The sequence below is a fragment of the Paraburkholderia lebeckiae genome (assembly GCF_050436325.1).
GTDB classification, from domain to species: domain Bacteria; phylum Pseudomonadota; class Gammaproteobacteria; order Burkholderiales; family Burkholderiaceae; genus Paraburkholderia; species Paraburkholderia tuberum.
The window spans coordinates 3,265,725-3,290,393 of record NZ_JBNDLZ010000003.1 but is presented as its reverse complement, the minus strand read 5'-3'; the positions used below and the strand labels follow the sequence as shown (position 1 = coordinate 3,290,393).

24 protein-coding genes are annotated in these 24,669 nt (G+C 64.6%); 9 read left to right on the top strand and 15 right to left on the bottom strand.

The window, feature by feature from the left end; translation table 11 throughout:
* Window positions 1–33: 33 nt before the first annotated feature.
* Window positions 34–1,362 (top strand): DUF72 domain-containing protein, encoded by a 1,329-nt coding sequence (locus OKW44_RS33165; RefSeq protein ID WP_026226014.1) that lies wholly within the window; start codon window positions 34–36, stop codon window positions 1,360–1,362.
* A gap of 60 nt (window positions 1,363–1,422) precedes the next feature.
* Here the strand turns inward: OKW44_RS33165 and msrA are convergent, their stop codons facing one another.
* Window positions 1,423–1,962 carry a peptide-methionine (S)-S-oxide reductase MsrA gene (gene msrA, locus OKW44_RS33160; protein WP_018421649.1) on the bottom strand — a complete coding sequence of 180 codons (540 nt, stop codon included), beginning with the start codon at window positions 1,960–1,962 and terminating at the stop codon, window positions 1,423–1,425.
* A gap of 199 nt (window positions 1,963–2,161) precedes the next feature.
* Between msrA and OKW44_RS33155 the strand changes: the two genes are divergently transcribed.
* Both OKW44_RS33155 and OKW44_RS33150 read left to right on the top strand, forming a co-directional pair.
* On the top strand, window positions 2,162–2,410 hold the full coding sequence (locus OKW44_RS33155) for a hypothetical protein (RefSeq protein ID WP_162633998.1): 249 nt from the start codon (window positions 2,162–2,164) through the stop codon (window positions 2,408–2,410).
* 51 nt (window positions 2,411–2,461) lie between these two features.
* Window positions 2,462–2,971 (top strand): flavin reductase family protein, encoded by a 510-nt coding sequence (locus OKW44_RS33150; RefSeq protein WP_018421650.1) that lies wholly within the window; start codon window positions 2,462–2,464, stop codon window positions 2,969–2,971.
* Between the two features lie 80 nt (window positions 2,972–3,051).
* Here OKW44_RS33150 and OKW44_RS33145 read toward each other — a convergent pair whose 3' ends face one another.
* Window positions 3,052–3,567: an Lrp/AsnC family transcriptional regulator gene (locus OKW44_RS33145; protein ID WP_018421651.1), complete on the bottom strand. Its 516-nt coding sequence runs from the start codon at window positions 3,565–3,567 to the stop codon at window positions 3,052–3,054.
* Window positions 3,568–3,697: 130 nt separating this feature from the next.
* On the opposite strand from OKW44_RS33145, the gene kynB reads away from it, so the two are divergent.
* Genes kynB through kynA form a run of 3 tightly spaced genes read left to right on the top strand, consistent with a single transcriptional unit; the run spans window position 3,698 to window position 6,576 of the window.
* Window positions 3,698–4,402 (top strand): arylformamidase, encoded by a 705-nt coding sequence (kynB, locus tag OKW44_RS33140; RefSeq protein ID WP_018421652.1) that lies wholly within the window; start codon window positions 3,698–3,700, stop codon window positions 4,400–4,402.
* Entirely contained in the window at window positions 4,389–5,639 is a 1,251-nt protein-coding gene (gene kynU, locus OKW44_RS33135; RefSeq protein ID WP_018421653.1) for a kynureninase, read from the top strand. The genes kynB and kynU overlap by 14 nt, the downstream gene beginning before the upstream one ends.
* 10 nt (window positions 5,640–5,649) lie before the next feature.
* Complete coding sequence (kynA, locus tag OKW44_RS33130; protein WP_018421654.1) at window positions 5,650–6,576, top strand: tryptophan 2,3-dioxygenase; 927 nt, start codon at window positions 5,650–5,652, stop codon at window positions 6,574–6,576.
* A gap of 144 nt (window positions 6,577–6,720) precedes the next feature.
* Here the strand turns inward: kynA and OKW44_RS33125 are convergent, their stop codons facing one another.
* The 8 genes from OKW44_RS33125 to OKW44_RS33090 all read right to left on the bottom strand — a co-directional run bounded on the left by OKW44_RS33125 (window position 6,721) and on the right by OKW44_RS33090 (window position 15,076).
* Window positions 6,721–7,458 carry an SDR family oxidoreductase gene (locus OKW44_RS33125; RefSeq protein ID WP_018421655.1) on the bottom strand — a complete coding sequence of 246 codons (738 nt, stop codon included), beginning with the start codon at window positions 7,456–7,458 and terminating at the stop codon, window positions 6,721–6,723.
* A complete protein-coding gene (locus tag OKW44_RS33120) occupies window positions 7,455–8,999 on the bottom strand; it encodes an FGGY-family carbohydrate kinase (RefSeq protein ID WP_018421656.1) in 1,545 nt (514 codons plus the stop codon). The genes OKW44_RS33125 and OKW44_RS33120 overlap by 4 nt, the downstream gene beginning before the upstream one ends.
* Before the next feature lie 31 nt (window positions 9,000–9,030).
* Complete coding sequence (locus OKW44_RS33115; protein ID WP_018421657.1) at window positions 9,031–10,119, bottom strand: erythritol/L-threitol dehydrogenase; 1,089 nt, start codon at window positions 10,117–10,119, stop codon at window positions 9,031–9,033.
* A gap of 40 nt (window positions 10,120–10,159) precedes the next feature.
* The gene (locus OKW44_RS33110) at window positions 10,160–11,167 is read right to left on the bottom strand and encodes an ABC transporter permease (RefSeq protein WP_018421658.1); all 1,008 of its coding nucleotides are present in this window, start codon (window positions 11,165–11,167) and stop codon (window positions 10,160–10,162) included.
* Window positions 11,154–12,674 carry a sugar ABC transporter ATP-binding protein gene (locus tag OKW44_RS33105; RefSeq protein ID WP_018421659.1) on the bottom strand — a complete coding sequence of 507 codons (1,521 nt, stop codon included), beginning with the start codon at window positions 12,672–12,674 and terminating at the stop codon, window positions 11,154–11,156. Before OKW44_RS33105 ends, OKW44_RS33110 begins: the two co-directional genes overlap by 14 nt.
* A 62-nt stretch (window positions 12,675–12,736) precedes the next feature.
* Complete coding sequence (locus tag OKW44_RS33100) at window positions 12,737–13,657, bottom strand: substrate-binding domain-containing protein (protein WP_018421660.1); 921 nt, start codon at window positions 13,655–13,657, stop codon at window positions 12,737–12,739.
* Window positions 13,658–13,801: 144 nt separating this feature from the next.
* A complete protein-coding gene (locus OKW44_RS33095; RefSeq protein ID WP_018421661.1) occupies window positions 13,802–14,779 on the bottom strand; it encodes an AraC family transcriptional regulator in 978 nt (325 codons plus the stop codon).
* A 150-nt stretch (window positions 14,780–14,929) separates the two neighbouring features.
* Window positions 14,930–15,076: a hypothetical protein gene (locus OKW44_RS33090; protein WP_162633999.1), complete on the bottom strand. Its 147-nt coding sequence runs from the start codon at window positions 15,074–15,076 to the stop codon at window positions 14,930–14,932.
* 80 nt (window positions 15,077–15,156) lie between these two features.
* Between OKW44_RS33090 and dalD the strand changes: the two genes are divergently transcribed.
* From dalD to OKW44_RS33075, 3 genes are all read left to right on the top strand, one after another.
* Window positions 15,157–16,578 carry a D-arabinitol 4-dehydrogenase gene (gene dalD, locus OKW44_RS33085; protein ID WP_018421663.1) on the top strand — a complete coding sequence of 474 codons (1,422 nt, stop codon included), beginning with the start codon at window positions 15,157–15,159 and terminating at the stop codon, window positions 16,576–16,578.
* 67 nt (window positions 16,579–16,645) lie between these two features.
* Entirely contained in the window at window positions 16,646–18,127 is a 1,482-nt protein-coding gene (gene xylB, locus OKW44_RS33080; RefSeq protein WP_018421664.1) for a xylulokinase, read from the top strand.
* A gap of 77 nt (window positions 18,128–18,204) precedes the next feature.
* On the top strand, window positions 18,205–19,152 hold the full coding sequence (locus OKW44_RS33075) for a sugar-binding transcriptional regulator (protein WP_018421665.1): 948 nt from the start codon (window positions 18,205–18,207) through the stop codon (window positions 19,150–19,152).
* Window positions 19,153–19,414: 262 nt separating this feature from the next.
* On the opposite strand, the gene OKW44_RS33070 is transcribed toward OKW44_RS33075, so the two are convergent.
* The 5 genes from OKW44_RS33070 to OKW44_RS33050 form a co-directional block, all read right to left on the bottom strand.
* Window positions 19,415–20,524 (bottom strand): ABC transporter ATP-binding protein, encoded by a 1,110-nt coding sequence (locus tag OKW44_RS33070; protein WP_018421666.1) that lies wholly within the window; start codon window positions 20,522–20,524, stop codon window positions 19,415–19,417.
* 87 nt (window positions 20,525–20,611) lie between these two features.
* Window positions 20,612–21,313, bottom strand: coding sequence for an HAD family hydrolase (locus OKW44_RS33065; RefSeq protein WP_018421667.1), 702 nt, complete (start codon window positions 21,311–21,313; stop codon window positions 20,612–20,614).
* On the bottom strand, window positions 21,310–22,185 hold the full coding sequence (locus OKW44_RS33060; RefSeq protein WP_018421668.1) for a carbohydrate ABC transporter permease: 876 nt from the start codon (window positions 22,183–22,185) through the stop codon (window positions 21,310–21,312). Before OKW44_RS33060 ends, OKW44_RS33065 begins: the two co-directional genes overlap by 4 nt.
* Window positions 22,182–23,117 (bottom strand): carbohydrate ABC transporter permease, encoded by a 936-nt coding sequence (locus tag OKW44_RS33055; protein ID WP_026226016.1) that lies wholly within the window; start codon window positions 23,115–23,117, stop codon window positions 22,182–22,184. The genes OKW44_RS33060 and OKW44_RS33055 overlap by 4 nt, the downstream gene beginning before the upstream one ends.
* A gap of 168 nt (window positions 23,118–23,285) precedes the next feature.
* Entirely contained in the window at window positions 23,286–24,608 is a 1,323-nt protein-coding gene (locus OKW44_RS33050; protein WP_018421670.1) for an ABC transporter substrate-binding protein, read from the bottom strand.
* Between the last annotated feature and the right edge of the window lie 61 nt (window positions 24,609–24,669).

Below are 24,669 nucleotides of genomic sequence, written 5' to 3'. Positions count from 1 at the left end.
GCGCAATTCTGATGAACAGCAGGCCGGACATTGATGGACCAGAGCAGGACGAGTGACGTTGAAGAGCCGTTGGACGGCAGCGCGGACGACGCGGCGCATCAGGCCACCCAGCAGTTCGATCTGTTCGGGATGCCGGTGGAGGCCGCGGCAGAATCGCCGGCCATGTCCGCACGTGAAGCCGATTCGGCCGCAAGCGCTGCCGCGCAGCCAGAGCACAAGCGCACGCCGAAGACCGCAATATCCAATGCCCCCGCGTCGCTGTTCGAAGACCACACCCCGCCCGACAGCCCCGCTCCTGAACCAGACTGCGCCCCGGTCTCCGCCGACGCCCCGAAAAAGCGCCGCAGCCGCGACGTGCTCGCTGCACCGCCGTCGCCGGAACTGCTCGCGCTCGCGGCGCAATTGCCGCCGCAGATCCACCTCGGCACGTCGACATGGTCGTTCCCCGGTTGGACAGGCATCGTCTACGGCGACGACTACAGCAACAGCAAACTGTCGCGCGAGGGCTTGAGTGCGTACGGCGCACATCCGCTGCTGAAGACGGTCAGCATCGACCGCTCGTTCTACCAGGCGTTGACGGTCACCGAATACCTGCGCTACGCGCAGCAGGTGCCCGAGCACTTCCGCTTCATCGTCAAGGCGCCGATGACGATCACCGATGCCACCGTGCGCGCCGAGCGCGGCGAGCCGGTGTCGCTGAACCCGTGCTTCCTGAACGCGCAGATGGCGATCGACGATTTCGTCACGCCCTGCCTCGAAGGCCTCGGCGCAAAGGCCGGCGCGCTGGTGTTCCAGTTTTCGCCGCTGCCGGATCAGATGCTTGCGCAGCCGGCCGTATTCATCGAGCGTCTGGGAGAGTTTTTCGACGCGCTGCCCGGGCTGCCAGACGGCAGTTGCTACGCGGTCGAGATTCGCGACGCGAGCCTGCTCACGCCGCGCTTCATCCGCATGCTGAAGACGGCTGGCGTGCGCTACTGCGTCGGCATTCATGCGCGGATGCCCGATCCGCTGCGCCAGGCCGCGGCGCTCGCGCTGCTCGATGGCGAGCCGGCCGGTCCGCTGATCGTGCGCTGGAGCCTGCACGGCGGTTTCAAGTACGAACAGGCGAAGGCGAAGTACGAGCCGTTCAACCGGCTCGTCGACGAAGATCCGGCGACGCGCGCGTCGCTCGCCGCGCTGGCCGCGCGCTACGCGCTCGCTGGTCAGCCGGTCGTGATCGCGGTCAACAACAAGGCGGAGGGATCGGCGCCGCTCAGCTGCGTGAAACTGGCCGAAGAAATCGTCGAAGCCTGCGTGCGAGTCACGCAGGGACGCGGCGATAACGGCGACGAGGCGCCATCGCGAGCACAGGAACCGCAGTGACGAACAGCAGCGGGCGGTCTTACGCATCCGCCCGTTGCCGACTCCAATCCTCCTGCGCCGTTAACCCGCCTTGATCCGATGCGCGAACTTCTGGCGGAATTTCGCGACTTTCGGCGCTACCACGAACGAGCAGTAGCCCTGATTCGGATGCTGCGCGAAATAGTTCTGATGATAAGCCTCGGCGGGCCAGTAATTGTCGCCGAGCGGCAGCACCTCCGTCACGAGCTTGCCGTCGTAAATGCGCTGTTCGCCGATCTCGCGAATCGCCTGTAGCGCGGTTTCGTGTTGCGCGTCGGAATGCGTGAAGATCACCGAGCGGTATTGCGTGCCGACGTCGTTGCCCTGCCGGTTCAGCTGGGTCGGATCGTGGATCGCGAAAAAGATGTCGAGAATCTCGCGATAGCTGATCTTGGCCGGATCGAAGTCGACCTTGACCACTTCCGCGTGACCGGTGTCGCCGTCGCAGACCTGCTCGTAGCTCGGATGGCGCGAGTGACCGCCCGCATAACCCGACTCCACCGCATTGACGCCCTCGACGCCCAGATACACCGCTTCGAGGCACCAGAAACATCCACCGCCGAGCGTTGCTGTCTCGTTCATAAGCTTCACCCCAGGATCAGATTCACACAATGATCGGCAGCCGGCCTGCGCAGCGCCGCCGTATCTGCCACCGCATCCGAATATATGGCCGAAAATGCGTTCCGAAAGGCGCAGTCAGGCACGAGTCAGGCACCCGTCGCGCAATGACCGCAAATCCGGCCGTGCAGATATCGAGTATAGAAACGCCGGCAGGCGACGGGTGAATAACCGTGCCTCATACACGCAAGCGCCGCGCCCGCAACTCGACCCAGCACGATGGGTAAATTTTCGCGTGCAGCCTTTTGAGGAGATCGTCGATGCAACCGCCCGGCTGCCACGCGTCGCACGCATCGTCGTGCGGCGCGCGCGGCGATTGCAGTTAAAATTGGCAGAAATCAACGATTTTCACCATGACTTTCGAAACATCCGCTTCCCGCCGCGCGGGTATACGCTTCAATTCGCGCCTTGATTCGCGCTGCAGTCGTTCTTTCACACGGCGCGCGACGGGGGCCTCGCCCCGATGAAGCGCGCGAGCCCACCCAACTTCGACCCGTCCGCGTTCAAACAGGCGCTCAGCCAGTTCGCGACCGGCGTCACCGTGATCACGACGCGCGCCGCGTCCGGCCAACTGATCGGCATCACGGCCAGTTCGTTCAACTCGGTGTCGCTCTCTCCGCCGCTCGTGCTGTGGAGTCTCGCAACGCGCTCCGCGTCGATGCCGGTGTTCCGCGCCAACAGTCACTACGTGATCAATGTGTTGGCCTCGACGCAGCTCGATCTGTGCAAGCGCTTCGCGACCGTGAAGGGCGACCGCTTCGAGGGCGTGTCGCACGCGGCGGGCGACACCGGCATGCCGGTGCTCGACGGCGCACTCGCGTGGTTCGAATGCCATAACCGCAGCCGCTACGAGGAAGGCGACCACGTGATTTTCGTCGGCGAAGTGGAGCGCTGCGGTGTGCATGAAAATGCCGCGGACATGCTGCCGCTCGTGTTCCAGAACGCGCAGTTCCACGGCCTGAAGCCGCTTTGAGCGGCGCGGCACTTCCCTGGCGTCTGTAGCGCCTGTCGGTCGGACGCGTCGAAAACGGCGCGCCCCCGCCCTCATCATCCTCAACGGTCGCTATGCGTGGCTCCGTGCCCGCTGTTCTTCTTCACGAGCGACACCGGCACGCCCGAATCTTCCTTCAGCGTTTCGAGCACGATGTTCGAGCGAATGTCCATCACGCCCGGCGCCTTGTACAGGCGATTGAGCACGAAGTCCGAATAGTGTTTGAGGTTGTGCGCGAGCACGCGCAGCAGATAGTGGGTTTCGCCGGTCACGACGAAAGCGCCCACCACTTCGGGCCAGTCGCGCAACGCTTCGGCAAAACTCTCGTGCCAGTTCTGCTGGTCGTTGCGCATCGATACCTGCACGAACGCTTCGAGCTCGAACCCCAAAACTTCGCGGTTCAGGCACGCTCGGTAGTGTTCGATGACGCCCTGCTCTTCCAGCAGACGCAAGCGTCGCAGACAGGCCGATGGCGAGAGCGAGATGCGCTCCGCCAGGTCGAGATTGCTGATCCGTCCTTCCTGCTGAAGCACCGTCAAGATACGGCAATCGGTGGCGTCGAGCGAGATCGCGTTCATATTCGGTCTCCCTTTCCGGTTTGACTCAAATTATGTTCCAAGACACGGCTGGTAAGGAGATTTTTTCGCAATCACATTTCACAGCTTGACCTCTATCATTTAGAGACAGTTACCAACCGTCGACACCGTCATGCGATCACTCTGGGACATCACCCCCGCCGTCGATACCGCCACGCCCGTCTGGCCGGGCGACACGCCGGTCGGCATCGAGCGCGTCTGGCGCATGGAGGCTGGCTCGCCGGTCAATGTCGCGCGTCTGACGATCTCGCCGCACACCGGCGCGCATACCGACGCGCCGCTGCACTACGACGTCGACGGCGCCGCGATCGGCAACGTGCCGCTCGACGCATATCTCGGTTTATGCAGAGTGATTGACTGTATCGGTGCGTCGCCTGTTGTGACGCCACAACATCTTGCCGGCTCGCTCGACGATTTGCCGCCGCGAGTCTTACTGCGCACTTACAGAAAAGCGCCGACGCGCGAGTGGGACAGTGCGTTCTGCGCGGTCGCGCCCGAGACCGTCGACCTGCTCGCCGCGCGCGGCGTGAGGCTGCTCGGCATCGACACGCCGTCGCTCGATCCGCAGGAATCGAAGACGATGGACGCGCATCACCGCATTCGCGCTCACCGGATGGCGATTCTCGAGGGCATCGTGCTCGACGTGGTCGAACCTGGCGACTACGAGCTGATCGCGCTGCCGCTGAAGCTGACCACGCTCGACGCGAGCCCGGTGCGCGCGGTGCTGCGTGCACTGCCCGGCTCGCGCTCAGCCACGCTCCCCGGCGAGCGATCAACCGGACAACCCAACCCATCGAACCACCATGAACCATCGTGATGAAGCCGTGGCGCTCGACAGCGCCGAACCGCTCGCAGCGCTGCGTGACCAGTTCGCGCTGTCGCCGACGACCATCTATCTCGACGGCAACTCGCTCGGCGTGCCGCCGGCTGCCGCCGCGCAGCGCGCGCAGACCGTGATCGCCGCCGAATGGGGCGAGGGACTGATCCGCAGCTGGAACAATGCCGGCTGGTTCGCGCTGCCGCGCCGACTCGGCAACAAGCTCGCGCCGCTGATCGGCGCGGCCGAAGACGAAGTCGTGATTACCGACACGATCTCGATCAACCTGTTCAAGCTGCTGTCGGCCGCCGTGCGGCTCGCCAATGCGCGCGATCCGAAGCGTCGCGTGATCGTGTCCGAGCGCTCGAACTTCCCGAGCGATCTGTACATCGCGCAGGGCCTGATCGAGCAGCTCGATCGCGGCTACGAGCTGCGCCTCGTCGACGATCCGTCCGAACTGCCCAGCGCGATCGGCGAGGACACCGCGATCGCGATGATCACGCATGTGAACTACCGCACCGGCTATATGCACGACATGGCCGCGCTGACGAAGCTGATTCACGACAGGGGCGCGCTCGCGCTGTGGGATCTCGCGCATTCGGCGGGCGCGGTGCCGGTCGATCTGAACGGCGTCGGTGCCGACTACGCGGTCGGCTGCACCTACAAGTATCTGAACGGCGGTCCCGGTTCGCCCGCGTACGTGTGGGTGCCCAGGCGTCACCAGAACGAGTTTGCGCAGCCGCTGTCGGGCTGGTGGGGGCATCGCGCGCCGTTCGAGATGAACCCGACGTATCAGCCCGACAACGGCGTGGGCCGCTACCTGTGCGGCACGCAGCCGATGGTGTCGATGGCGCTCGTCGAATGCGGGCTCGACGTGTTCCTGCAAACGACCATGGAGGCCGTCCGCCAGAAGTCGCTCGCGCTGACCGATCTGTTCATCGAACTCGTCGAGACACGTTGCAGCGAATTTCCACTGAAGCTCGTGACGCCGCGTGAGCATGCGCAGCGCGGCTCGCACGCGAGCTTCGAACATCCGCACGGCTACGAGGTGATGCAGGCGCTGATCGCGCACGGCGTGATCGGCGACTATCGCGAGCCGCACGTGCTGCGCTTCGGCTTCACGCCGCTGTACACGCGCTTCGTCGACGTATGGGACGCCGTCGAAATCTTGCGCGACGTGCTCACTCGCGAGGCCTGGCGGGCGCCTGAATTCGCCCAGCGCGGCGCCGTTACCTGAGGACGACAGAATGACCGATCACATGCACACGCCGGGCTTGCCAGAAGAACCGGCGGCACAGGGCTGCCCGTTCGGGCACGGACGGACAGCGTCGGCGCCGTCCGCGAGCGCGGCCGACAGCGGCTGGCACGACGCGCAGCTCGACTTCTCGGAGTCGATGAGCTACGGCGATTATCTGTCGCTCGGCACGGTGCTGGACGCGCAGCATCCGTTGTCGCCGGATCACAACGAGATGCTGTTCATCATCCAGCATCAGACGAGCGAGCTATGGATGAAGCTCGCGCTGTACGAACTGCGCGCGGCGCTCGCGGCCGTGCATCGCGACGAGTTGCCGCCCGCGTTCAAGATGCTTGCGCGCGTGTCGCGAATCATGGAGCAGCTGGTGCAGGCGTGGAGCGTGCTCGCGACGATGACGCCGTCCGAATACACGGCGATGCGGCCGTACCTCGGCAGTTCGTCGGGCTTTCAGTCGTATCAGTACCGGCAGATCGAATTCCTGCTCGGCAACAAGAACGAGCAGATGCTGAAGCCGCACGCGCATCGCGCCGACGTGTACGCGCAAGTGAAGGCATCGCTCGAAGCGCCGTCGTTCTACGACGAAGTGGTGAGGCTGCTCGCGCGCCGCGGCTTCAGGATTTCGCCCGCGCGGCTCGAACGCGACTGGACGAAGCCGACCGAACATGATGCATCGGTCGAAGCGGCGTGGCTCGAGGTGTATCGCAATCCGTCCGAGCATTGGGAGCTGTACGAGATGGCCGAGGAACTCGTCGATCTGGAGGATGCGTTTCGTCAGTGGCGTTTCCGCCACGTGACGACGGTCGAGCGCATCATCGGCTTCAAGCAGGGCACCGGCGGTACCAGCGGCGCGCCGTATCTGCGCAAAATGCTCGACGTGGTGCTGTTTCCCGAGCTGTGGCACGTGCGGACGATGCTGTAGCGGTTAGCGCGTGTAAGGCACTTCCCGGCAAGCGTCTTCTTCTGAATGAGTAGCCTGCGCTTCCGCCCACCGGACGGCCCCACCGTCTGGTAGGGCTTCCGCGTACTTTCATTTCACCCGGCAACCGGCAGTGCCTGACAGCCGCTAGCGCGCCGTGTAACCACCATCGATCGGCAAACACACCCCGCTGATCATCGACGCCGCGTCGCTCAACAGAAACAGAATCGGCGCGGCGACTTCCGCCGATTCGGCAAAGCGCCTGAGCGGAATCGCCTGCAAAGCGGGATCGCGTTTGACAGGATCGCTCCACGCCAGCACCGCCATCGGCGTCAGCGTCACCGTCGGGTTCACGCTGTTCACGCGAATTCCGTGCGGCCCCAGCTCGATGCACAACGCGCGCGTGACTGCATCGAGCGCGGCCTTCGACGCCGAATAGCTCAGATGATCGTCGAGCGCGACGAGCGCGGCCTGGCTCGACACGTTGACGATGCTGCCCGCGCGCCCCGCGTCGAGCATGCCACGCGCGACGTGCTTCGCGACCAGCACCGCCCCGCGCGCATTCACCGCCATCACGCGATCGAAGCTTGCGGCCGTCGTTTCCACCGCGCGTTCGAGCAACGCGATTCCCGCGCAATTCACCAGACCGTCGAACGGTTCGAGCGAGGCCATTGCTTCGTCGATCGCGGCTTCGTCGCTGATGTCGAGCCTCAACGGCTCGCAGCCGGTTTCCTCGGCGAGCCGCGCGAGCTCGTTCACGTTGCGCGCGGCCGCGACGACCGACGCGCCGCTCGCGCACAGCGCCTCGACCGTCGCGCGGCCGATGCCGCTGGAGGCGCCCGTCACCAGAATCGAGCGGCCGGCAAAATCGAAAGTAGCGTTCATGACGATTGCAAGCGATGCATGACCGGCTTCAACGCCGGATAGAGGTCCGTGTACACGCCGAAGCGCTCTTTGTATAGCGCCATGCGCCGTGCCTCGGGCTGCGCGCGCTCGATCAGCGTGACCCAGCCGCCTTGCGCCGCTTCGCGCGACACGAGGCCGACGCCGAGCGCGGCGAGCAGCGCGGCGCCCATCGCGGCTTCGACGTCCTGCTCGATCGTGTAGACCGGATAGCCGGTGACGTCGGCGATGATCTGCATCCACAGGTCCGAATGCGTGGCGCCGCCGACCACGATCAGCTTGTCGTCGAGCGATTGCGCGCCTTTGCGCCCCGCCTCGATGTTGTGCTTCAGCGCGAACGACACGCCTTCGAGCACGGCGCGATACAGATGCGCGCGCGTATGAAACAGCGACAGCCCGACGAACGCGCCGCTCGCCTTCGCATCCCACACCGGGCTGCGCTCGCCCATCAGATACGGCAGGAACAGCACGCCGTCGGCGCCGGCCGGCACTTGCGCGGCGCTCTCTTCGAGTAGACGATGCGGATCGCCATGCGGTGTCGCGCGCGCGCCCTCGATCTCCGCATGACAAAACTGCTCGAGATACCACGTGACCGACGCGCCCGCGGTAATCGCGCCGCCGAATACGTAGATGTCGTGCTGCCCGTTGAAAACGTGCGGCATGCTGATCAAACCGTGCCGTGCGTCGACACGCTGATTGATGTAACCCCAGCACATGCTGGTGCCGATCATCGCGACGTGCTGCCCCGCGCGCGTGACGCCGGCCGCGAACGTCGCCGTCGCCGCATCGACGCCACCCGCGACGATCGCGGTGCCCGCGTCGAGCCCGAGCTGCGCGGTCCATTGCGACAACAGCCCGCCCACCACCTCCGACGATTCGACGAGCCGCTCCGGCATCATCGTCGCGGGAATGCCGAGCATGTCGAGCGCTTCGTCCGACCAGTCGCGCCGCGCGATATCGTAGACGCCGCCGATATTGCCGGCCGAGCTGTGATCGACGGCGACCTCGCCGGTCAGCATGTAGATCACGTACGCGTTCGGCGGCAAAAAATAGCGCGTATGCGCCCACACGTCCGGCTTGTTCTCGCGCAGCCACAGCATCTTCGTGTAACCGTAGTAGCTATCGACGCTGTTGCCGGTGATCGTATAGAGCCGTTCGAGATCGATGTTCTCGCGCACCCAGTCGACCTGCGCGGTCGCGCGCCGGTCCATCCAGATCAGGCAGGGCGCGAGCGGCCGCATGTCGTTGTCGACCGGAATGCCCGAGCCGCCGTACAGGCTACTCACGCACAGCGCCTTGATCGCGCCCGGCGCGATGCCGGCCGCCTTCGCCTCGCTGACGCACCCGGCCACGCATTCGACCACCGCCTTCAGCCACACCGCGGGCCACTGCTCGGCCCACAACGGCTTCGGCGTTTCGGGCTGATAGCTCGACGCATGCTGCGCGACGATCGCGCCGTGCTCGTCGACCAGCAGCGCCTTCGTGCTCTGCGTGCCGATATCGACGCCGATGACGTAGTTCATAGAGTCTCCGTTGAAACGCCGCGCACCAGATTCATGCGCGCGGCTTCATCAGCACCTTGATCGAATCGAGCGAGTTCGCGATCCCGATCGCTTCGTCCCATTCTTCCAACGAAAAGCCGTGCGTGACGATGCCCTTCGACGTGACGAGTCCGCGCGCGAGCAGATCGATCGCGATCGGATAGCAATAGGGCCCAAGATGCGCGCCGCGCACGTCGAGTTCCTTGCGATCGCCGATCACCGACCAGTCGAGCGTCGTATCCGCGCCGAACACCGAGAATTCGACGAAGCGCCCGAGCTTGCGGATCAGGTCCATGCCCTGGTTCACGCCGATCGGCGCACCCGTCGTTTCAATATAGACGTCGCAGCCGTAGCCGTCCGTCAGTGAATGGATGATCGCGAGCGCGTCGTCCTTCTGAGGATTGATCGTCACGTCCGCGCCATATTCGCGCGCGAGTGCGAGCCGTTCCTCGACGAGATCGATCACGACGAGCTGCTTCGGCGTCTTCAGATGCGCGACCTGCGCCATCATCAAACCAAGCGGCCCCGCGCCCGCGATCACGACGACATCGTCGAGTTGCAGGTCGCCGCGATTGACCGTATGAATCGCGCACGCGAGCGGCTCGATGATCGCGGCGTCTTCGAGCGAGATGCCGTCCGGGATCTTGTGGACGATCGCGGTCGGCGGAATGCGCATGTACTCGGCCATGCCACCGTCCGCGACTTCGCGCTGAAAGCCGAAGATGTTGTGCACTTCGCACATCCAGTACTGGCCGGATTTGCAATAGCGGCACTTGCCGCACGGTACGATCTGCTCGGCGATCACGCGCTCGCCCTTCTGCACGCCGAAATGCTCGGCCGCGCCCTCGCCCAGTTCCTCGACATAGCCGAAGAACTCGTGGCCCGGAATCACCGGCGCCTTGACCCACGGGCTTGGGCCGCCCCAGAACATCTTCGCGCCCGAATGGCATTTGCAGTCGCTCGCGCAGATACCGCACGCGGCGATGCGGATCACGAGTTCGTGCGCGCGCGCGCGTGGTTTCTGAACCTGCTCGACGCGATAGTCTTTCGGTGCATGACAGACGATGGCGGTCATGTTCTGCTGGTCGGATTGAGTCGTCATTGCATGGTCCTGCGAAAAGAGGGATGTGGGGAAGACAGCGTTACTTTCTGTGGTCGCGACTGATATAGATCGCGAGCAGAATGATTCCGCCCTTGATCACGTTCTGTACGTACGGATTCACGCCGACCATGTTCAGGCCGTTATTCAGGACGCCGAGTAACAGCGCGCCGATCAGCGTGCCGATGATCGAGCCGCGCCCACCGGAGATCGACGTGCCGCCCATCACGACGGCGGCGATCGCGTCGAGTTCGAAACCGACGCCCGCGTTCGGCTGGCCGCTCATCAGGCGCGCGGTCAGCACGATCGCGGCAAACGCTGACGTCAAGCCGGCGATCGTGTAGACGATCAGCTTCACGCGCGCGACACGCACGCCGGACAATCGCGTCGCCTGCTCGTTACCGCCGATCGCATACACATAGCGGCCAAACGGCATCCGTTCGAGCAGCACCCACGCGATCAGATAGATCACCGCCATGATCACGACCGGTGCCTGGACGCCGAGAATCTTGCCGCTGCCGAAGAAGCTGACCCAGTCGGGCAGACCGTCGATCGGATAGCCGCCCGTGTAGATCAGTGCGAGGCCGCGCGCGATACCCATCGTGGCGAGCGTGACGATGATCGGCGGCATGCCGGCGAACGCGACGAAAAAGCCGTTGGCCGCGCCGAAGCCGAGACCGATCGCGAGGCCGACCGCAAGGGCCGCCACCGCATTCATGCCGGCGACCATCAGCCCGGCCGACAGCGTGCCCGCGAGCGCCATCACCGAGCCGACCGACAGATCGATGCCGCCCGTCAGGATCACGCAGGTCATGCCGACCGCGATGATCGCGTTGATCGACACCTGACGCAGCACGTTCTCGATGTTCGCGGCCGACAGAAAGCTGTCGCTCGCGAACACCATCACGACGCAGACGACCAGCAGGCCGATGAACGGATAGAACAGTGTCGAGCGTTTCAGCGCGGCCCACGTGAAGCGCACCGGCGCGCCCGGCGTGTCGCTGCCGACGCTCGATGTTTTCGGCGAAGAGGAAGGATTAGGCATGTTCATGAGAGGCTCCGAGCGAACCGGCGGTCGCATAGGTCATCACGGCGTTCGATTCGATCGCGTCGCCTTCGAGCAGCGCTTCGATGCGGCCCTGCCGGAATACGGCGACGCGGTCGCACATGCCGACGATCTCCGGCAACTCGGACGAGATCATGATGATCGAGTAGCCGCGCGCGGTCAGTTCGCGCATCAGCAGATAGATTTCGGCCTTCGCGCCGACGTCGATGCCGCGTGTCGGTTCGTCGAAGATCAGGATGTTGGTGTGGTGATTGAGCCAGCGCGCGATCACGACCTTCTGCTGATTGCCGCCCGACAGCGTCGCGACTTCGGTGTGCATCGTTGGGGCCTTCACGCCGACGCGCTTCATGATGTCGGCGGTCGCGCGCGCTTCGCTACGTTGGTCGATGAAGAAACGTAGCGACCGGTACTTGCCGAGGTTGTTGATCGAGATGTTCTGCTTGATCGAGAACTCGGTAATGAGCCCTTCGGTCTTGCGGCTCTCGGGCAGAATGCCGACTCCCGCGCGCAGCGCATCGGCCGGATCGGCGAGCTTCGCGGCCGCGCCGTTCACGCGAATTTCCTTCGCGTACGCACGGTCCGCGCCGATCACCGCGAGCGCGGTCTCGGTGCGCCCCGAACCGACGAGTCCCGCGAAGCCGAGAATCTCGCCCTCGCGCAGCGTGAAGCTCAACTCGGGGCTGTCTTTGAACAGCTGCAAGCGCACGACGTCGAGCACGACCTTCGCATCGGCGCGCGGGGTCGGTTTCGGCGGAAAGCTGCTTTCGATGCGGCGTCCCACCATCATCTGCACGAGCCGGCCCACGTCGGATTGCGCGACCTCGGTCATGCCGACGTACTGGCCGTCGCGCAGCACCGTGATGCGGTCGCACACCTCGAAAATCTCTTCGAGGTGGTGCGAGATGAAGATCATCGCGACGCCCTGCTGCTTCAGCTCGCGCATGATCGTGAACAGATGCGCGGCCTCGGCTGGCGTCAGCGTCGCGGTCGGTTCGTCGAGAATCAGCACGCGCGCATCGAGCGACAACGCCTTGCCGATTTCGACGAACTGCTGCTGCGCTACCGACAGTTCCCGGATCGGCACCGACAGATCGATCGCTACGCCAAGCCGCTCAAAAATCCGCGCCGCCGCGCGCCGCATGCTGCCGCGTTCGAGCAGACCGAAGCGGTTGCGCAATTCACGGCCGAGAAACATGTTCTCCACCGCGTTCAGATACGGAATCAGGCTGAACTCCTGAAACACGATACCGACGCCCGCGGCCACCGCGTCGTGATAGTTCGCGAAGTGGCGTTGCTCGCTGTCGAGCATGATCGTGCCTTCGTCCGGCTGGTAGATACCGCATAGAATCTTCATCAGCGTCGACTTGCCCGCACCGTTCTCGCCGAGCAGCGCGTGAATCTCGCCGCGCGCAATCTCGAGGTGAATGCCTTGCAGCGCCTTCACGCCGGGAAAGCTCTTGCTGATGTTGTCGAGCTTCAGAATCGTGTCCATTGCATGTTCCTGTGCCGGGCGCCGCCGCGCATGATCCGCACGCGCGGCAGCCTGCGCTTGCGTTACCAGCTGAAGCCCTTAGCGTTGCTCTTGTCGATCATCTTCACGTCGACCGGAATCGCTTTCGGCACATTGGCGCCCCACTTCTTCGCGAGCGCGATGCCGAGCGCGATGCGCACCTGGTCGGCCGGGAATTGCGCGGACGTCTCGACGAATTTCGAATTCGGCTTCTGGATCGCGGCGATCGCTTCCGGTGCGCCGTCGACGCTCGTCAGCTTGATGTCCTTGCCCGACGATTCGATCGCCGACAGCGCGCCCATCGAGCCGCCGTCGTTCACGCTGAACACGCCCTTCAGGTTCGGGTGCGCCTGAATCATGTTCTCGGTGACGGACAACGCGGTCGCGCGTTCCTGCTTGCCGTTCTGCGTATCGACGAGCTTCACGCCCGGCGACTTCGCGAGCGCCGCTTTGCAGCCGCGCACGCGTTCGAGAATCGGCACGACCGGTATGCCGTCGAGAATCGCCACTTCGCCGCTGCCGCCGATCGATTTCGCGAGGTAGTCGCACGCCATCACGCCCGCGTCGTAGTTCTTCGAGCCGACGAACGAATCGACCGGACCGTTCGCGTTCGCATCGACCGCGACCACGACGACGCCCGCCTTCTTCGCCGACGTGACCGCCGACTGGATGCCGGTCGAGTCGGTCGGATTGACGAGCAGGATGTCGATCTTCTTTTGCAGCATGTCTTCGACGTCGCTGACCTGCTTGCTGACGTCGTGATGCGCGTCGGTGACGACGACCGTCGCGCCGGTCGACGCGGCCGCGTCGTTCAGCGCTTTCTGCATCGTCACGAAGTACGGGTTGTTCAGTTCCTGGAACGTCATGCCGATTTTGAGCGGCGCGGCCTGCGCGGTCTGCGCGGCCGACATGGCGACTAGCGACAAACCGAACGCGAGCGAGGCGACACGGCGCGCGAACATCATCGAAGGGTTAAGCGAAAGAGTAGATGGCTTCATGGTTGTCTCCATTTTTTGAAGTGAGCACGCCCCCTCGCGCTGTGGGCGCACAGCGCGATCGATGCGTGTTGAAACGCGAGTGGAATAAAGCTGCGAACTACCGGGCGGCCACTATGTGACCGGGTACGCGACGCCGCTACGCGGCAAGCCCGGCGCGAGCACGATCGCCGGCGCGTTGTCGATGCCCCTGCCATGCGCGGCCGCTTGCTCGGAAGCATCGCGGCTCGCATCGTTCAGTTGCTGATAACGGCGAAACGTCGACGGCGCCATGCCCTTCATCGCAAGAAATTGCCGGTTGAAATTCGACAGGTTGTTGAAGCCCGCCTTGAAGCAGATGTCGGTCACGCTCAGTTCGCCATCGGTCAGCAACTGGCACGCGAGATTGATGCGCATGCGGTTTACGTACTGCACGAACGGCAGCCCGGTATGGCGGCGGAAATATCGCGAAAACGCACTGACGCTCTGGCCGGCGAGTTGCGCAAGCTCCGACTCGCGCAACTCGTTCGCGAGGTTCTTGCCGATATACGCGAGCACGTGATTGATGCGGGTCGCCGCGAAGCTGGTCGGATCGGCCTGATAAGCGGGACTCGCGAGCGTGTCACGATCCGGCGCGTTGATCAGGATCTCCAGCATCGACATGAACAGCACGAGCCGGCGCAGGCCGCGCGCCGCGAGCAGTTCGAGAAAGAGCGGCTTGATCTGCGCGGATGTCTCCAGACCGAACGACAGGCCGCGACGCGCATCGGCGAGCAGCGCCTCGACCTGACGCCATTCCGGAAAACTCTCGAGACAGTTCGATACGAACTCCTGGCCGAATTGCACGACCAGATTGCGCTGCGCGACGCTCTCGCCTTCGGGCACGTCGCTGACCCAGTTGTGCGGCAGGTTCGGCCCCATCAACACGAGGTTGCCGGGCGCGAAGCTGCCGATGTGATCGCCGACGAACATCTTGCCGGTCGTCGCGACGATCAGATGGATTTCGTACTCCGGATGAAAGTGCCAGCGCACCGTGCGATACGGATAGCCATGCGACCACACTTTGAACGATTCGTCGTGGCGTACGGCCACGATTTCGAGATCAGGTTGCACTGTCTGCCTCCATGAAGCGGCGTGCGGGAGGCGCCGCCGATCTTGATCTTGTAAAGCGAAAAGTAACCGCCAAACGCGTTGGCAACCACTTTAAAAGAAACCGCGGACCGATACTTTTTTGTATTCGGGTTAGCCCCGACGCGTGCACGGTCAAATTTGATGCAATGCAATATCAATACCGCGATTTGTTTTGTCGCCTCGAACGCTCGTCGCTGCCGCCGGCGCATCGCCCATGCCGCGCTGCGCCATCAAAAGCCCGCCCCTTGCCTTGACTTTCGTTTCTCCGGGTACGATCATTCGCTCACATACAGAGCAAATGCTCTGCACGCACAGAACGCGCGCCGCGAGCGCCGCGGACAAGTTTTTGGAGACACAACATGAACAGCGGGCAAGGCAGCGGCGCGGCCGCACACGTGATCCTGCACATCGGCGCGGGATCGTTTCATCGCGCGCATCAGGCGTGGTATCTGCACCGGCTGAACGAAGCGAGGGCGGACGGCGAGCCGCGCTGGTCGCTCACCGTCGGCAACATTCGCAGCGACATGAACCCGGTGCTCGAAGCGCTCGCCGCGCAGAACGGCGTCTACACGCTCGAAACCGTCACGCCGCAAGGCGAGCGCGCCTACGAGACGATTCGCTCGATCGAGCGCGTGCTGCCGTGGAGCGAAAGCCTCGACGGACTGATCGAAGCGGGCGCCGATCCGGCTTGCAAGATCATCGCGTTCACGGTGACCGAAGGCGGCTATTACCTCGACGAACACGACCGGCTCGACACCGCGAATCCCGATCTCGCCGCCGACCTCGCCGGCGGGCACACGACGATCTACGGCGCGCTCGCGGCGATTCTCGACGCGCGCGCGAAGCGCGGCGCGGGACCCGTCACGCTGCAGACCTGCGACAACCTCCGCAGCAACGGCGAGCGCTTTCATGCGGGCATGAGCGAGTTTCTCGAACGACGCGGCGCGAACGAACTCGCGCAATGGTTCGACGACAACACGTCATGCCCGTGTTCGATGGTCGATCGCATCACGCCCCGTCCGACGCCCGACGTGCGCGAGCGCGTGAAGGCCGCGACCGGCGTCGACGATGCGAGTCCGGTGATGGGCGAGGCGTTCATCCAGTGGGTGATCGAAGACCGCTTCATCGCGGGACGGCCGGCCTGGGAGAAGGTCGGCGCGGAACTCGTCGATTCGGTGCTGCCGTACGAGGAAGCGAAGATCCGCATTCTCAACGCGACGCATAGCTGCATCGCGTGGGCGGGCACGCTGGCCGGCCTGAACTACATCCACGAAGGCACGCTCGACGCCGACATCCGCCAGTTCGCGTACGACTATGTGACCGAGGACGTGATCCCGTGTCTGACACCGAGTCCGCTCGATCTCGAACGCTATCGCGATGTCGTGCTCGAGCGCTTCAGCAACCCGCATATCCTCGACACGAACCAGCGCGTCGCCGCCGACGGCTTCTCGAAGTTACCCGGCTTCATCGCGCCGACACTCGCCGAATGTTTCGAGCGCGGCGTCACGCCGGCGGCGACCGCGATGCTGCCCGCGTTGTTCTTCCGCTTTCTGGAACGCTGGCACACGGGCAAGCTGCCCTACGCGTATCAGGACGGCGTGATGGACGAGCGCGTCGCGCACGCCTTTTTCACGGCGCCCGATCCGCTGCGCGCATTCGCGGCCGACCGGCTGCTGTGGGGCGGCATGGCGCAGACGCCCGAGCTCGAAGCGGCGCTCGCAGGCGCGCTCGCGCGGGTCGACGCATGGCTCGCCGAACGAGGCGCGACGAGCCAGGCTTAATGCGCATGACAACGCGCGCGATGAACCGCTAAAGTAGCGCATCCCCAACGACGAAGGTTTCGCTCCCATGTACCTAGGCATCGACCTCGGCACGTCCGAAGTGAAAGTTCTGCTGCTCGCCTCCGACGGCCGCGTGATCGGCACCGCAGGCTCGCCGTTTGCCGTTTCGCGTCCGCACCAGCGCTGGGCCGAGCAGAATCCCGAAGACTGGTGGGCCGGCACGCGCACGGCGCTCGCCGCGTTGCGCGCCCGCCATCCCGACGAGTTCGCGCAGATTCGCGGCATCGGCCTGTCGGGGCAGATGCACGGCGCGGTGCTGCTCGACGCGGAAAACCGCGTGCTGCGGCCTGCGATCCTTTGGAACGACATGCGGAGCGACAAGGAGTGCGCGGAGCTGACCGAGCGCGCGCCGGATCTGCACAGCGTCGCCGGCAATCTGGCGATGCCCGGTTTCACGGCGCCGAAGTTGCTGTGGGTCGCGCGTCACGAGCCGGAGATTTTCGCGAGGACTGCCTGCGTGCTGCTGCCGAAAGACTATCTGCGCCTGCAACTGACGGGCGGCAAGGTGTCCGATCCATCGGACGCGGCCGGCACATTGTGGCTCGACGTCGCGAAACGCGATTGGTCCGATTCGCTGCTCGCTGCCTGCAACATGACGCGCGCGCAGATGCCGGCGCTGCGCGAAGGCAGCGCGCCGGCCGGCACGCTGCTGCCGGAACTCGCGCGCGAATTCGGCCTGCGCGACGACGTGATCGTCGCGGCCGGCGGCGGCGACAACGCGACCAGCGCGATCGGCATCGGTGCGACGCAACCGGGCGACGGCTTCGTGTCGTTGGGTACGTCGGGCGTGCTGTGCGTGGTCGGCGACAGCTTCCGCCCGAACCCGGCCTCCGCCGTGCATGCGTTCTGTCACGCGATCCCGGACCGCTGGCATCAGATGAGCGTGGTGCTGTCGGCGGCGAGCTGTTTGCGCTGGGTCTGCAAGCTGACGTCGACCGACGAGCCGACGCTGCTCGCCGAAATCGAGGCGCTGCCCGCCGAGGCCTTGACCACCGCGCCGCTCTTTTTGCCGTATCTGTCGGGCGAGCGCACGCCGCACAACGACCCCTATGCGCAAGGCGTATTCTTCGGCATGACTCACGCAACCGACCGCGCGCTGCTCGGCTACGCGGTGCTCGAAGGCGTGACGCTCGCGCTGACCGACGGCCTCGACGCGCTGCGCGCGGCCGGCACCGAGGCGAAGGTGTTGTCGCTGCTCGGCGGCGGCGCACGCAGCGACTACTGGGCCCAGTTGCTCGCCGATGCGCTCGACACCGTCACCGTCAAGCACGGCGGCGGCGAAACCGGCGCGGCGCTCGGCGCGGCGCGTCTCGGCTGGCTCGCCGCCGGTGGCGAGCCGGCCACCGTGCTGACCAAGCCGCCCGTCGAAAAGGAGTTCACGCCGAATCCGCGCCGCCACGCGCAATTGCGCACGCGGCTCGAAGCGTATCGCGCGCTGTATCGCCACGTACGCCCACTGTTCGATCCCGCGCGCGCACCGCTCGCCTGAGCGTCAACCGCGGCCGGCCCGCGCGACAGACGCGCCGCCGGCCGCTATCATCGGCGCACTTCAACCGAAACCTCATCGTGCCCAGGTCCACAGAAAAACTCGATCTCGCCACGCGCGCCGCGTGGCTTTATTACGTCGCGGGCAATACCCAGAACGAAATCGCCGAGAAGCTGCAGGTATCGCGGCCGGTCGCGCAGCGGCTCGTCGCGTTCGCGGTCGAAAAGAACCTGATCCGCGTGCGCGTCGATCACAAGCTCGCTGATTGCCTGTCGCTCGCCGATCAGCTGTCGAAGCGCTATGGCCTCAGCATGTGCGAGATCGTGCCGATCGACGACGATACCTCCGAGGAAGTCGACCGTAAGCTCGCGGTGGCCGGCGCGCAGGTGATGGAGCGCTATCTGAGCGAGGAAAAGCCGATGGTCGTCGCGGTCAGCAGCGGCCGCACGCTGAAGGCCGCGGTCGATCAGATCGCGCAGCTAGACCGTCCGCAGCATCGGCTGGTATCGATGGTCGGCGCGATCGCGCAGGACGGCTCCTCGAACCGTTACGACGTCGCGCTGCACATTTCCGAAAAGACCGGCGGCAAGCATTTTCTGCTGCCCGCGCCGCTGCTTGCCGACAGCGAGGCCGAGCGCGCGCAGTGGTGCAATCACCGTCTGTACCGGATCGTCGAGTCGCTGTCCGCGCAGGCCGATGTCGCGTTCGTCGGCATCGGCAACATCGGCATGACCTGTCCGTTGCACGAGGACGGCTTCATCACGGAAGGCGAGGTGAACGAGTTGATGCACAACGGCGCGGTCGCCGAAATGCTCGGCCTGCCAATCGATGCGGCCGGCGCGCACGTCGAATCGCCGACCGGCCGACGCGTGACCAGCATCGCGCTCGACACGCCGCCGCGGCGGCCGACCATCGGCTTCGCGGGCGGGCTGCGCAAGCGCGAGGCGCTGATCGCGGTGCTCAAGGGGGGGTGGTTGTCGGGGCTCGTTACCGATGAGTTGTGTGCGCGGGCGGCGTTGGAGGCGTGAAAAAGTGCCCGCAGAAGAAGCGGGCGCGATTGGTGTAGACGCGCCGTAAGTTGGCGTAGCCGAGAGTCTTACTCGCGCAGGATCTGCTTCAATTCCTCAAGAAACGAGGCGGTCGTGTGACCCCGCAGGTCTGGCGAACAATCCTGGCCGTAAGCCTACTCAAATGCCTTGTCCTGATCGAGGTAGGCTCCGAAGAAATGACCACCCTCCAGGGACAGCGCCTTGCGTGCGCCGCCTGCTCCTGCAATGCGTCATCGCGCGATCAAGCCGCCAGAACCTCCACAATCTTGCGCTGGAACGCCTTGCCTTCGCTGTCGAACAGATGGCAATGCTCGGGCGTCCCGCCAAGCTTCTGCACGTTGCCCTTCGCATGCCGTTCGAGCGGCGGAATCCGCGCGATCAAACCATCGGGCGCCACGCTCGACTCTGCGTACAGATACGCGGCATCGCCGAGCGATTCGACCGTCATCGTGCGTGCCTCGATCCCGTCCTCGGTCGTGCTGACGTGCAGATGCTCGGGGCGGATGCCGACCGTTACCTTGTCGCCCTGCTTGGCCGCGCCCGGCTCGACCGATACGCGCTGCGTCTCGCCGGTCTCGTAACGCACCGTGACGCCGTCGTGCGACACCGACTGTACGACGCCTTCCATGAAGTTCATCTTCGGCGAGCCGATGAAGCCGGCGACGAAGCGGTTCGCCGGCGCGTGATACAGCATCGTCGGACTGCCGACCTGCTCCAGATTGCCCGCCGACAACACGACGATCTTGTCGGCCAAAGTCATCGCCTCGACCTGGTCGTGCGTCACGTAGATCATCGTCGTCTTCAACTCGTCGTGCAGGCGCGCGAACTCGAGACGCATCTTCACGCGCAGCGCGGCGTCGAGATTCGACAGCGGCTCGTCGAACAGAAACACCTTCGGCTTGCGCGTGATCGCGCGGCCGATCGCGACGCGCTGACGCTGGCCGCCCGACAGTTGCTTCGGCTTGCGATCGAGTAGATGGTCGATGTGCAGGATCTTCGCCGCGTTGCGCACGGCTGAGTCGATCTCCGGTTTCTTCGCGCCGGCGAGCTTCAGGCCGAACGCCATGTTGTCGTACAGCGTCATGTGCGGATACAGCGCGTACGACTGGAACACCATCGCGATGCCGCGCTTGGCCGGCGGCACGTCGTTCATGCGCACGGCGTCGATGTTCAGATCGCCGCCCGTGATGTCCTCGAGGCCCGCGATCATCCGCATCAGGGTCGATTTGCCGCAACCGCTCGGCCCGACGAACACGACGAACTCGCCATCGGCGATGTCGAGATTGATGTCGCGCATCACCTCAGTGTCGTCGTAGGCCTTTCTGATGTTGCGCAAGGTTACGCTTGCCATGATGTGTCTCCGTGTAATGCTGTTCGATGCTGCTCGTTACTTCGTGCTGCTACCTGATGCCGTGTCGTGTCGCGTGCATTCGCGCGCTCATGGCGCCGCGGCCGTTGCGGACAGTGTCCATTGCGCGACGAGGTCGGGCAACTGCCGCATGTCGTCGAACACATGACGCGCGCCCGCCGCGTGCAGGCGATCGATCTGCGCATCGCTCGCATGACCGCCGCCGATAAACCCCAGCACCGCCATGCCCGCCGTGGCCGCCGCCGTGACGCCGGTCACGCTGTCCTCGACGACGAGGCACGCACCCGGCGCGAGCCCGAAGCCCTGCGCCGCCGCCAGATACACGTCCGGCGCGGGCTTCGGATTCGGCACCGCGTCGGCGCAGAACAGCCGCTCGCCGAAGAAACGCTTCAGGCCCGTGCGCGCCAGCACCGTCTCGACGTACGGCCGGAAGCTATTGCTCGCGCAGCCTTTGACGAGCGGCACCTGGGTCAGCGCCATCTCGATACCGTCGACGGCGGGCGCCTCGATCGCCGCCGCTTCGACCGCGCGGCGGATTGCATCGATATCGTCGGCGCTGAGCTGTTTGCCGAGCTGAGTCGCGGTGTCCTGCAACACGCGCTCGATGCGCAGCCCGAGCAGCGGCAGCACGACCGGCTCGACGTCGATGCCGGGCCAGCGCGCCTCGAGTTCACGCACCAGCATGCGCGCGGCCACCGCTTCGCTGTCGATCAGCACGCCGTCGCAATCGCAGATCAACGCATAGCGCACGATGCCCGGGCCAGCCGTCATTTGACGGCCCCGAACGTGAGCCCGCGCACCAACTGCTTCTGCGACAGCCAGCCGACGATCAGGATCGGCGCGACCGCCAGCAACGAAGCGGCCGACAACTTGGCCCAGAACAACCCTTCAGGACTCGAATACGACGCGATGAACACGGTCAGGGGCGCCGCGTTCGAGCTCGACAGGTTGATGCTCCAGAACGCCTCGTTCCACGACAGGATCACGAGCAACAGCGCGGTCGACGCGAGCCCGGGCAGCGCCATCGGCATCAGCAGATAGACGATCTCCTGCCACGTAGCCGCGCCGTCGATGCGCCCGGCTTCGAGAATGTCGCGCGGAATCTCGGCGAAGTACGTGAACGCCATCCAGACCGCGATCGGCAGATTGATCAGCGTGTAGACGATGACCAGGCCCGACACGGTATCCAGAAGGCCGGTGTTTTTCCACAGCAGATAGATCGGCACCAGCACGCCGACCGACGGCATCATCTTCGTCGACAGCATCCACAGCAGCACTTTCTGCGTGCGGCGCGTCGGGAAGAACGCCATCGCGTACGCGCACGGGACCGCGAGGATCAGGCACAGCAGTGTGACACCGACCGAGATCAGTATCGAGTTCCACGCGAACGCGAAGTAGTTGCTGCGCGCGAACACCTCGCGGAAGCTGTCGAGCGTCGGCACGAAAAACAGCGACGACGCATAGGCCTGCTGCTCGGTCTTGAACGCGGTGATCGTCATCCAGAAGATCGGGAAGAACAGCAGCAGCGCGACGAGCCACGCGATCACGCCGGGAATGCCGCGACGAATCGTGTCGAACGGCGATTTGGTCGGCACCGCGACCGGCTGCGTCGTCGATGCCGTAGTGGAGGCAACGTGGCTCATTTTTCGTACTCCCCTTTCAGGTTCTTCGCGAGCATCCGCACGAGGAAGATCGACACGATATTGGCCAGCACGACCGCGAGAATACCGCCCGCCGAGGCGAGACCGACGTCGAACTGTTGCAGGCCCAGCGCGAAGATCAGGTACGACAGGGTCGTGGTCGCGTTGCCCGGACCGCCGCCCGTGGTCGTATAGATCTCGGCGAAGATCGACAGCAGGAAAATCGTCTCCATCATCACGACGACCGCGATCGCACGTCGCAGGTGCGGCAGCGTGATGTAGAAGAACATCGAGAACGGACCGGCGCCGTCGATCTTCGCGGCTTCCTTCTGCTCCTGGTCGAGCGACTGGATCGACGTGAACAGGATCAGGAACGCGAACGGCAGCCACTGCCACGCGACGATCATGATGACCGCGGTGAGCGGATAGTCGGCGAACCAGTCGATCGGCTGCATGCCGAGCGCCCGCATGCCCTGCGCGACAAGGCCGTACACCGGGTGCAGGATCATGTTCTTCCAGATCAGCGCGCTGACCGTCGGCATCACGAAGAACGGGCCGATCGCGAGCAGGCGGGCAACGCCCTGCCCGTAGAACTTGCGGTCGAACAGGATCGCCATCAGCACGCCGCCGCCCACGGTGATCACGAGCACCCATACGATCAGCTCGATCGTATGCGCGATCGACGGACCGAACGACGGATCGGTCGCGAGATAGCGGTAGTTGTCGAAGCCGGCGAAGCCGCGCAGATCGGGATTCAGCAGGTTGTAGTGCGAGAACGAGAACCAGATCGTCATCGCGAGCGGAATGACCATCCACAGCACGAGCACGCCGACCGACGGCGCCACGAGCCAGCGGGCCGAATTGGCCTTACGCTCCTCGCGTTCTTTTTCTGTCTGGGGATGGGTTTGCATCAGAGGTAGGCGCAAAGGACGCATGATGGACCACCTGTTCGGTAATGCGCGGAGCGTTCGCCTGAGCCGCGTATGTGCGACGCGGCGTGCCGTGCCTGAATGGCGCACGGCACGCGCCGCATCGCATACGGCGCAGACCAACGGCCGCCCTGCTGCATGAGCCGCATCGGTCGATGCGGCGGGCCTGCCGGGTTACTTCTGATAACCCGCCTGCTTGACCGCGCGATTCGCGGCCGCGTTGCCGGCCGCGAGTGCCTGGTCGACCGTCATCTGACCAGCGATCGCGCCGGAGATGCTCTGCCCGACCACCGTGCCGAACGACTGGAATTCGGGAATTCCGACGAACTGCACACCCGTGTACGGGACCGGCTTCAAGGTCGGATGATCCGGGTCGGCGGTCTGGATCGCCTTTAGCACGAAGTCGCCGAACGGCGCGGCCTGCTTGTACTCGGGGCGCGCGTAGGTGGACTCGCGCGTGCCCGGCGGCACCGAGGCCCAGCCTTCGTCCTTCGCGACCATTTCAATGTACTCCTTCGAGGTCGCCCACTCGATGAACTTCTTCGCCGCATCTTGCTGCTTCGACGACTTCGGAATCGCGAGCGCCCACGCCCACAGCCAGTGCGAGCCCTTCGGCGTGACCTCGATCGGCGCGGCCGCGAAGCCGACCTTGTCGGCGATCTGCGACTGCTGCTTGTTGTAGAGCATGCCGGCCGCGACCGTCGCATCGATCCACATCGCGCACTTGCCCGACGACATCAGCGTCAGGTTTTCGTTGAAGCCGTTCGAGCTTGCTCCCGGAGGGCCGTCCTTCTTCAGCAGGTCGACGTAGAACGTGATCGCCTTTTTCCATTCCGGCGACGTCAGCTGCGCGTTCCACTTCTCGTCGAACCAGCGGCCGCCGAAGGTGTTCACGACCGTCGTGGCGTACGCCATATTCTCGCCCCAGCCCGCCTTGCCGCGCAGGCAGATGCCGTATTGCTCCTTGGACTTGTCGGTGAGCTTGTCGGCGAATTGGGCGATCTGGTCGTAGGTCGGCTGGTCGGGCATTTTCAGACCGGCCTTGTCGAACAGATCCTTGCGGTAATAGGTCATCGAGCTTTCGACGTAGAACGGCAGCGCGTACAGCTGGCCGTTCGCGGACAGGCCGTCGCGGGCCGTCTTCACGACATCGTTGAGGTCATAGCTCGCCGGCAGGTTGGTGATCGGCGCGAGCCAGCCGCGCTTGCCCCATTGCGGCGTTTCATACGCGCCGATCGTCATTACGTCGAACTGGCCGCTGCCGGTCGTGATGTCGGTCGTCGCGCGCTGACGCAGCACGTTTTCCTCGAGGATCACCCAGTTCAGCTTGATGTCCGGATTCGCCTTTTCGAACGCCGGCGACAGCTTCTTCAACTCGATCATGTCCGGATTGTTCAGCGTCGCGATCGTCACCGTCGCCGCCGATGCGCTCAGCGCGAAGCAGGTGGCCGCGCCGGCACCGGCCGCCTTCAGCGCGAATTTGAAAGCTGGTTTCATCGTTGTCTCCTTTTTCGTACGTTATATGATGCTGCGTTCGTTTGACGGAATGACGCGCCGC

Coding starts and splice junctions, on each gene's coding strand:
- OKW44_RS33100 (WP_018421660.1), bottom strand. CDS start 13,657: ATGATGTTCGCGCGCCGTGTCGCCTCGCTCGCGTTCGGTTTGTCGCTA.
- kynA (WP_018421654.1), top strand. CDS start 5,650: ATGACCGATCACATGCACACGCCGGGCTTGCCAGAAGAACCGGCGGCA.
- xylB (WP_018421664.1), top strand. CDS start 16,646: ATGTACCTAGGCATCGACCTCGGCACGTCCGAAGTGAAAGTTCTGCTG.
- OKW44_RS33065 (WP_018421667.1), bottom strand. CDS start 21,313: ATGACGGCTGGCCCGGGCATCGTGCGCTATGCGTTGATCTGCGATTGC.
- OKW44_RS33090 (WP_162633999.1), bottom strand. CDS start 15,076: ATGATCGTACCCGGAGAAACGAAAGTCAAGGCAAGGGGCGGGCTTTTG.
- OKW44_RS33145 (WP_018421651.1), bottom strand. CDS start 3,567: ATGAACGCGATCTCGCTCGACGCCACCGATTGCCGTATCTTGACGGTG.
- OKW44_RS33150 (WP_018421650.1), top strand. CDS start 2,462: ATGAAGCGCGCGAGCCCACCCAACTTCGACCCGTCCGCGTTCAAACAG.
- dalD (WP_018421663.1), top strand. CDS start 15,157: ATGAACAGCGGGCAAGGCAGCGGCGCGGCCGCACACGTGATCCTGCAC.
- OKW44_RS33110 (WP_018421658.1), bottom strand. CDS start 11,167: ATGAACATGCCTAATCCTTCCTCTTCGCCGAAAACATCGAGCGTCGGC.
- kynU (WP_018421653.1), top strand. CDS start 4,389: ATGAACCATCGTGATGAAGCCGTGGCGCTCGACAGCGCCGAACCGCTC.
- OKW44_RS33060 (WP_018421668.1), bottom strand. CDS start 22,185: ATGAGCCACGTTGCCTCCACTACGGCATCGACGACGCAGCCGGTCGCG.
- OKW44_RS33115 (WP_018421657.1), bottom strand. CDS start 10,119: ATGACGACTCAATCCGACCAGCAGAACATGACCGCCATCGTCTGTCAT.
- OKW44_RS33070 (WP_018421666.1), bottom strand. CDS start 20,524: ATGGCAAGCGTAACCTTGCGCAACATCAGAAAGGCCTACGACGACACT.
- OKW44_RS33125 (WP_018421655.1), bottom strand. CDS start 7,458: ATGAACGCTACTTTCGATTTTGCCGGCCGCTCGATTCTGGTGACGGGC.
- msrA (WP_018421649.1), bottom strand. CDS start 1,962: ATGAACGAGACAGCAACGCTCGGCGGTGGATGTTTCTGGTGCCTCGAA.
- OKW44_RS33165 (WP_026226014.1), top strand. CDS start 34: ATGGACCAGAGCAGGACGAGTGACGTTGAAGAGCCGTTGGACGGCAGC.
- OKW44_RS33050 (WP_018421670.1), bottom strand. CDS start 24,608: ATGAAACCAGCTTTCAAATTCGCGCTGAAGGCGGCCGGTGCCGGCGCG.
- OKW44_RS33105 (WP_018421659.1), bottom strand. CDS start 12,674: ATGGACACGATTCTGAAGCTCGACAACATCAGCAAGAGCTTTCCCGGC.
- OKW44_RS33120 (WP_018421656.1), bottom strand. CDS start 8,999: ATGAACTACGTCATCGGCGTCGATATCGGCACGCAGAGCACGAAGGCG.
- kynB (WP_018421652.1), top strand. CDS start 3,698: ATGCGATCACTCTGGGACATCACCCCCGCCGTCGATACCGCCACGCCC.
- OKW44_RS33055 (WP_026226016.1), bottom strand. CDS start 23,117: ATGCGTCCTTTGCGCCTACCTCTGATGCAAACCCATCCCCAGACAGAA.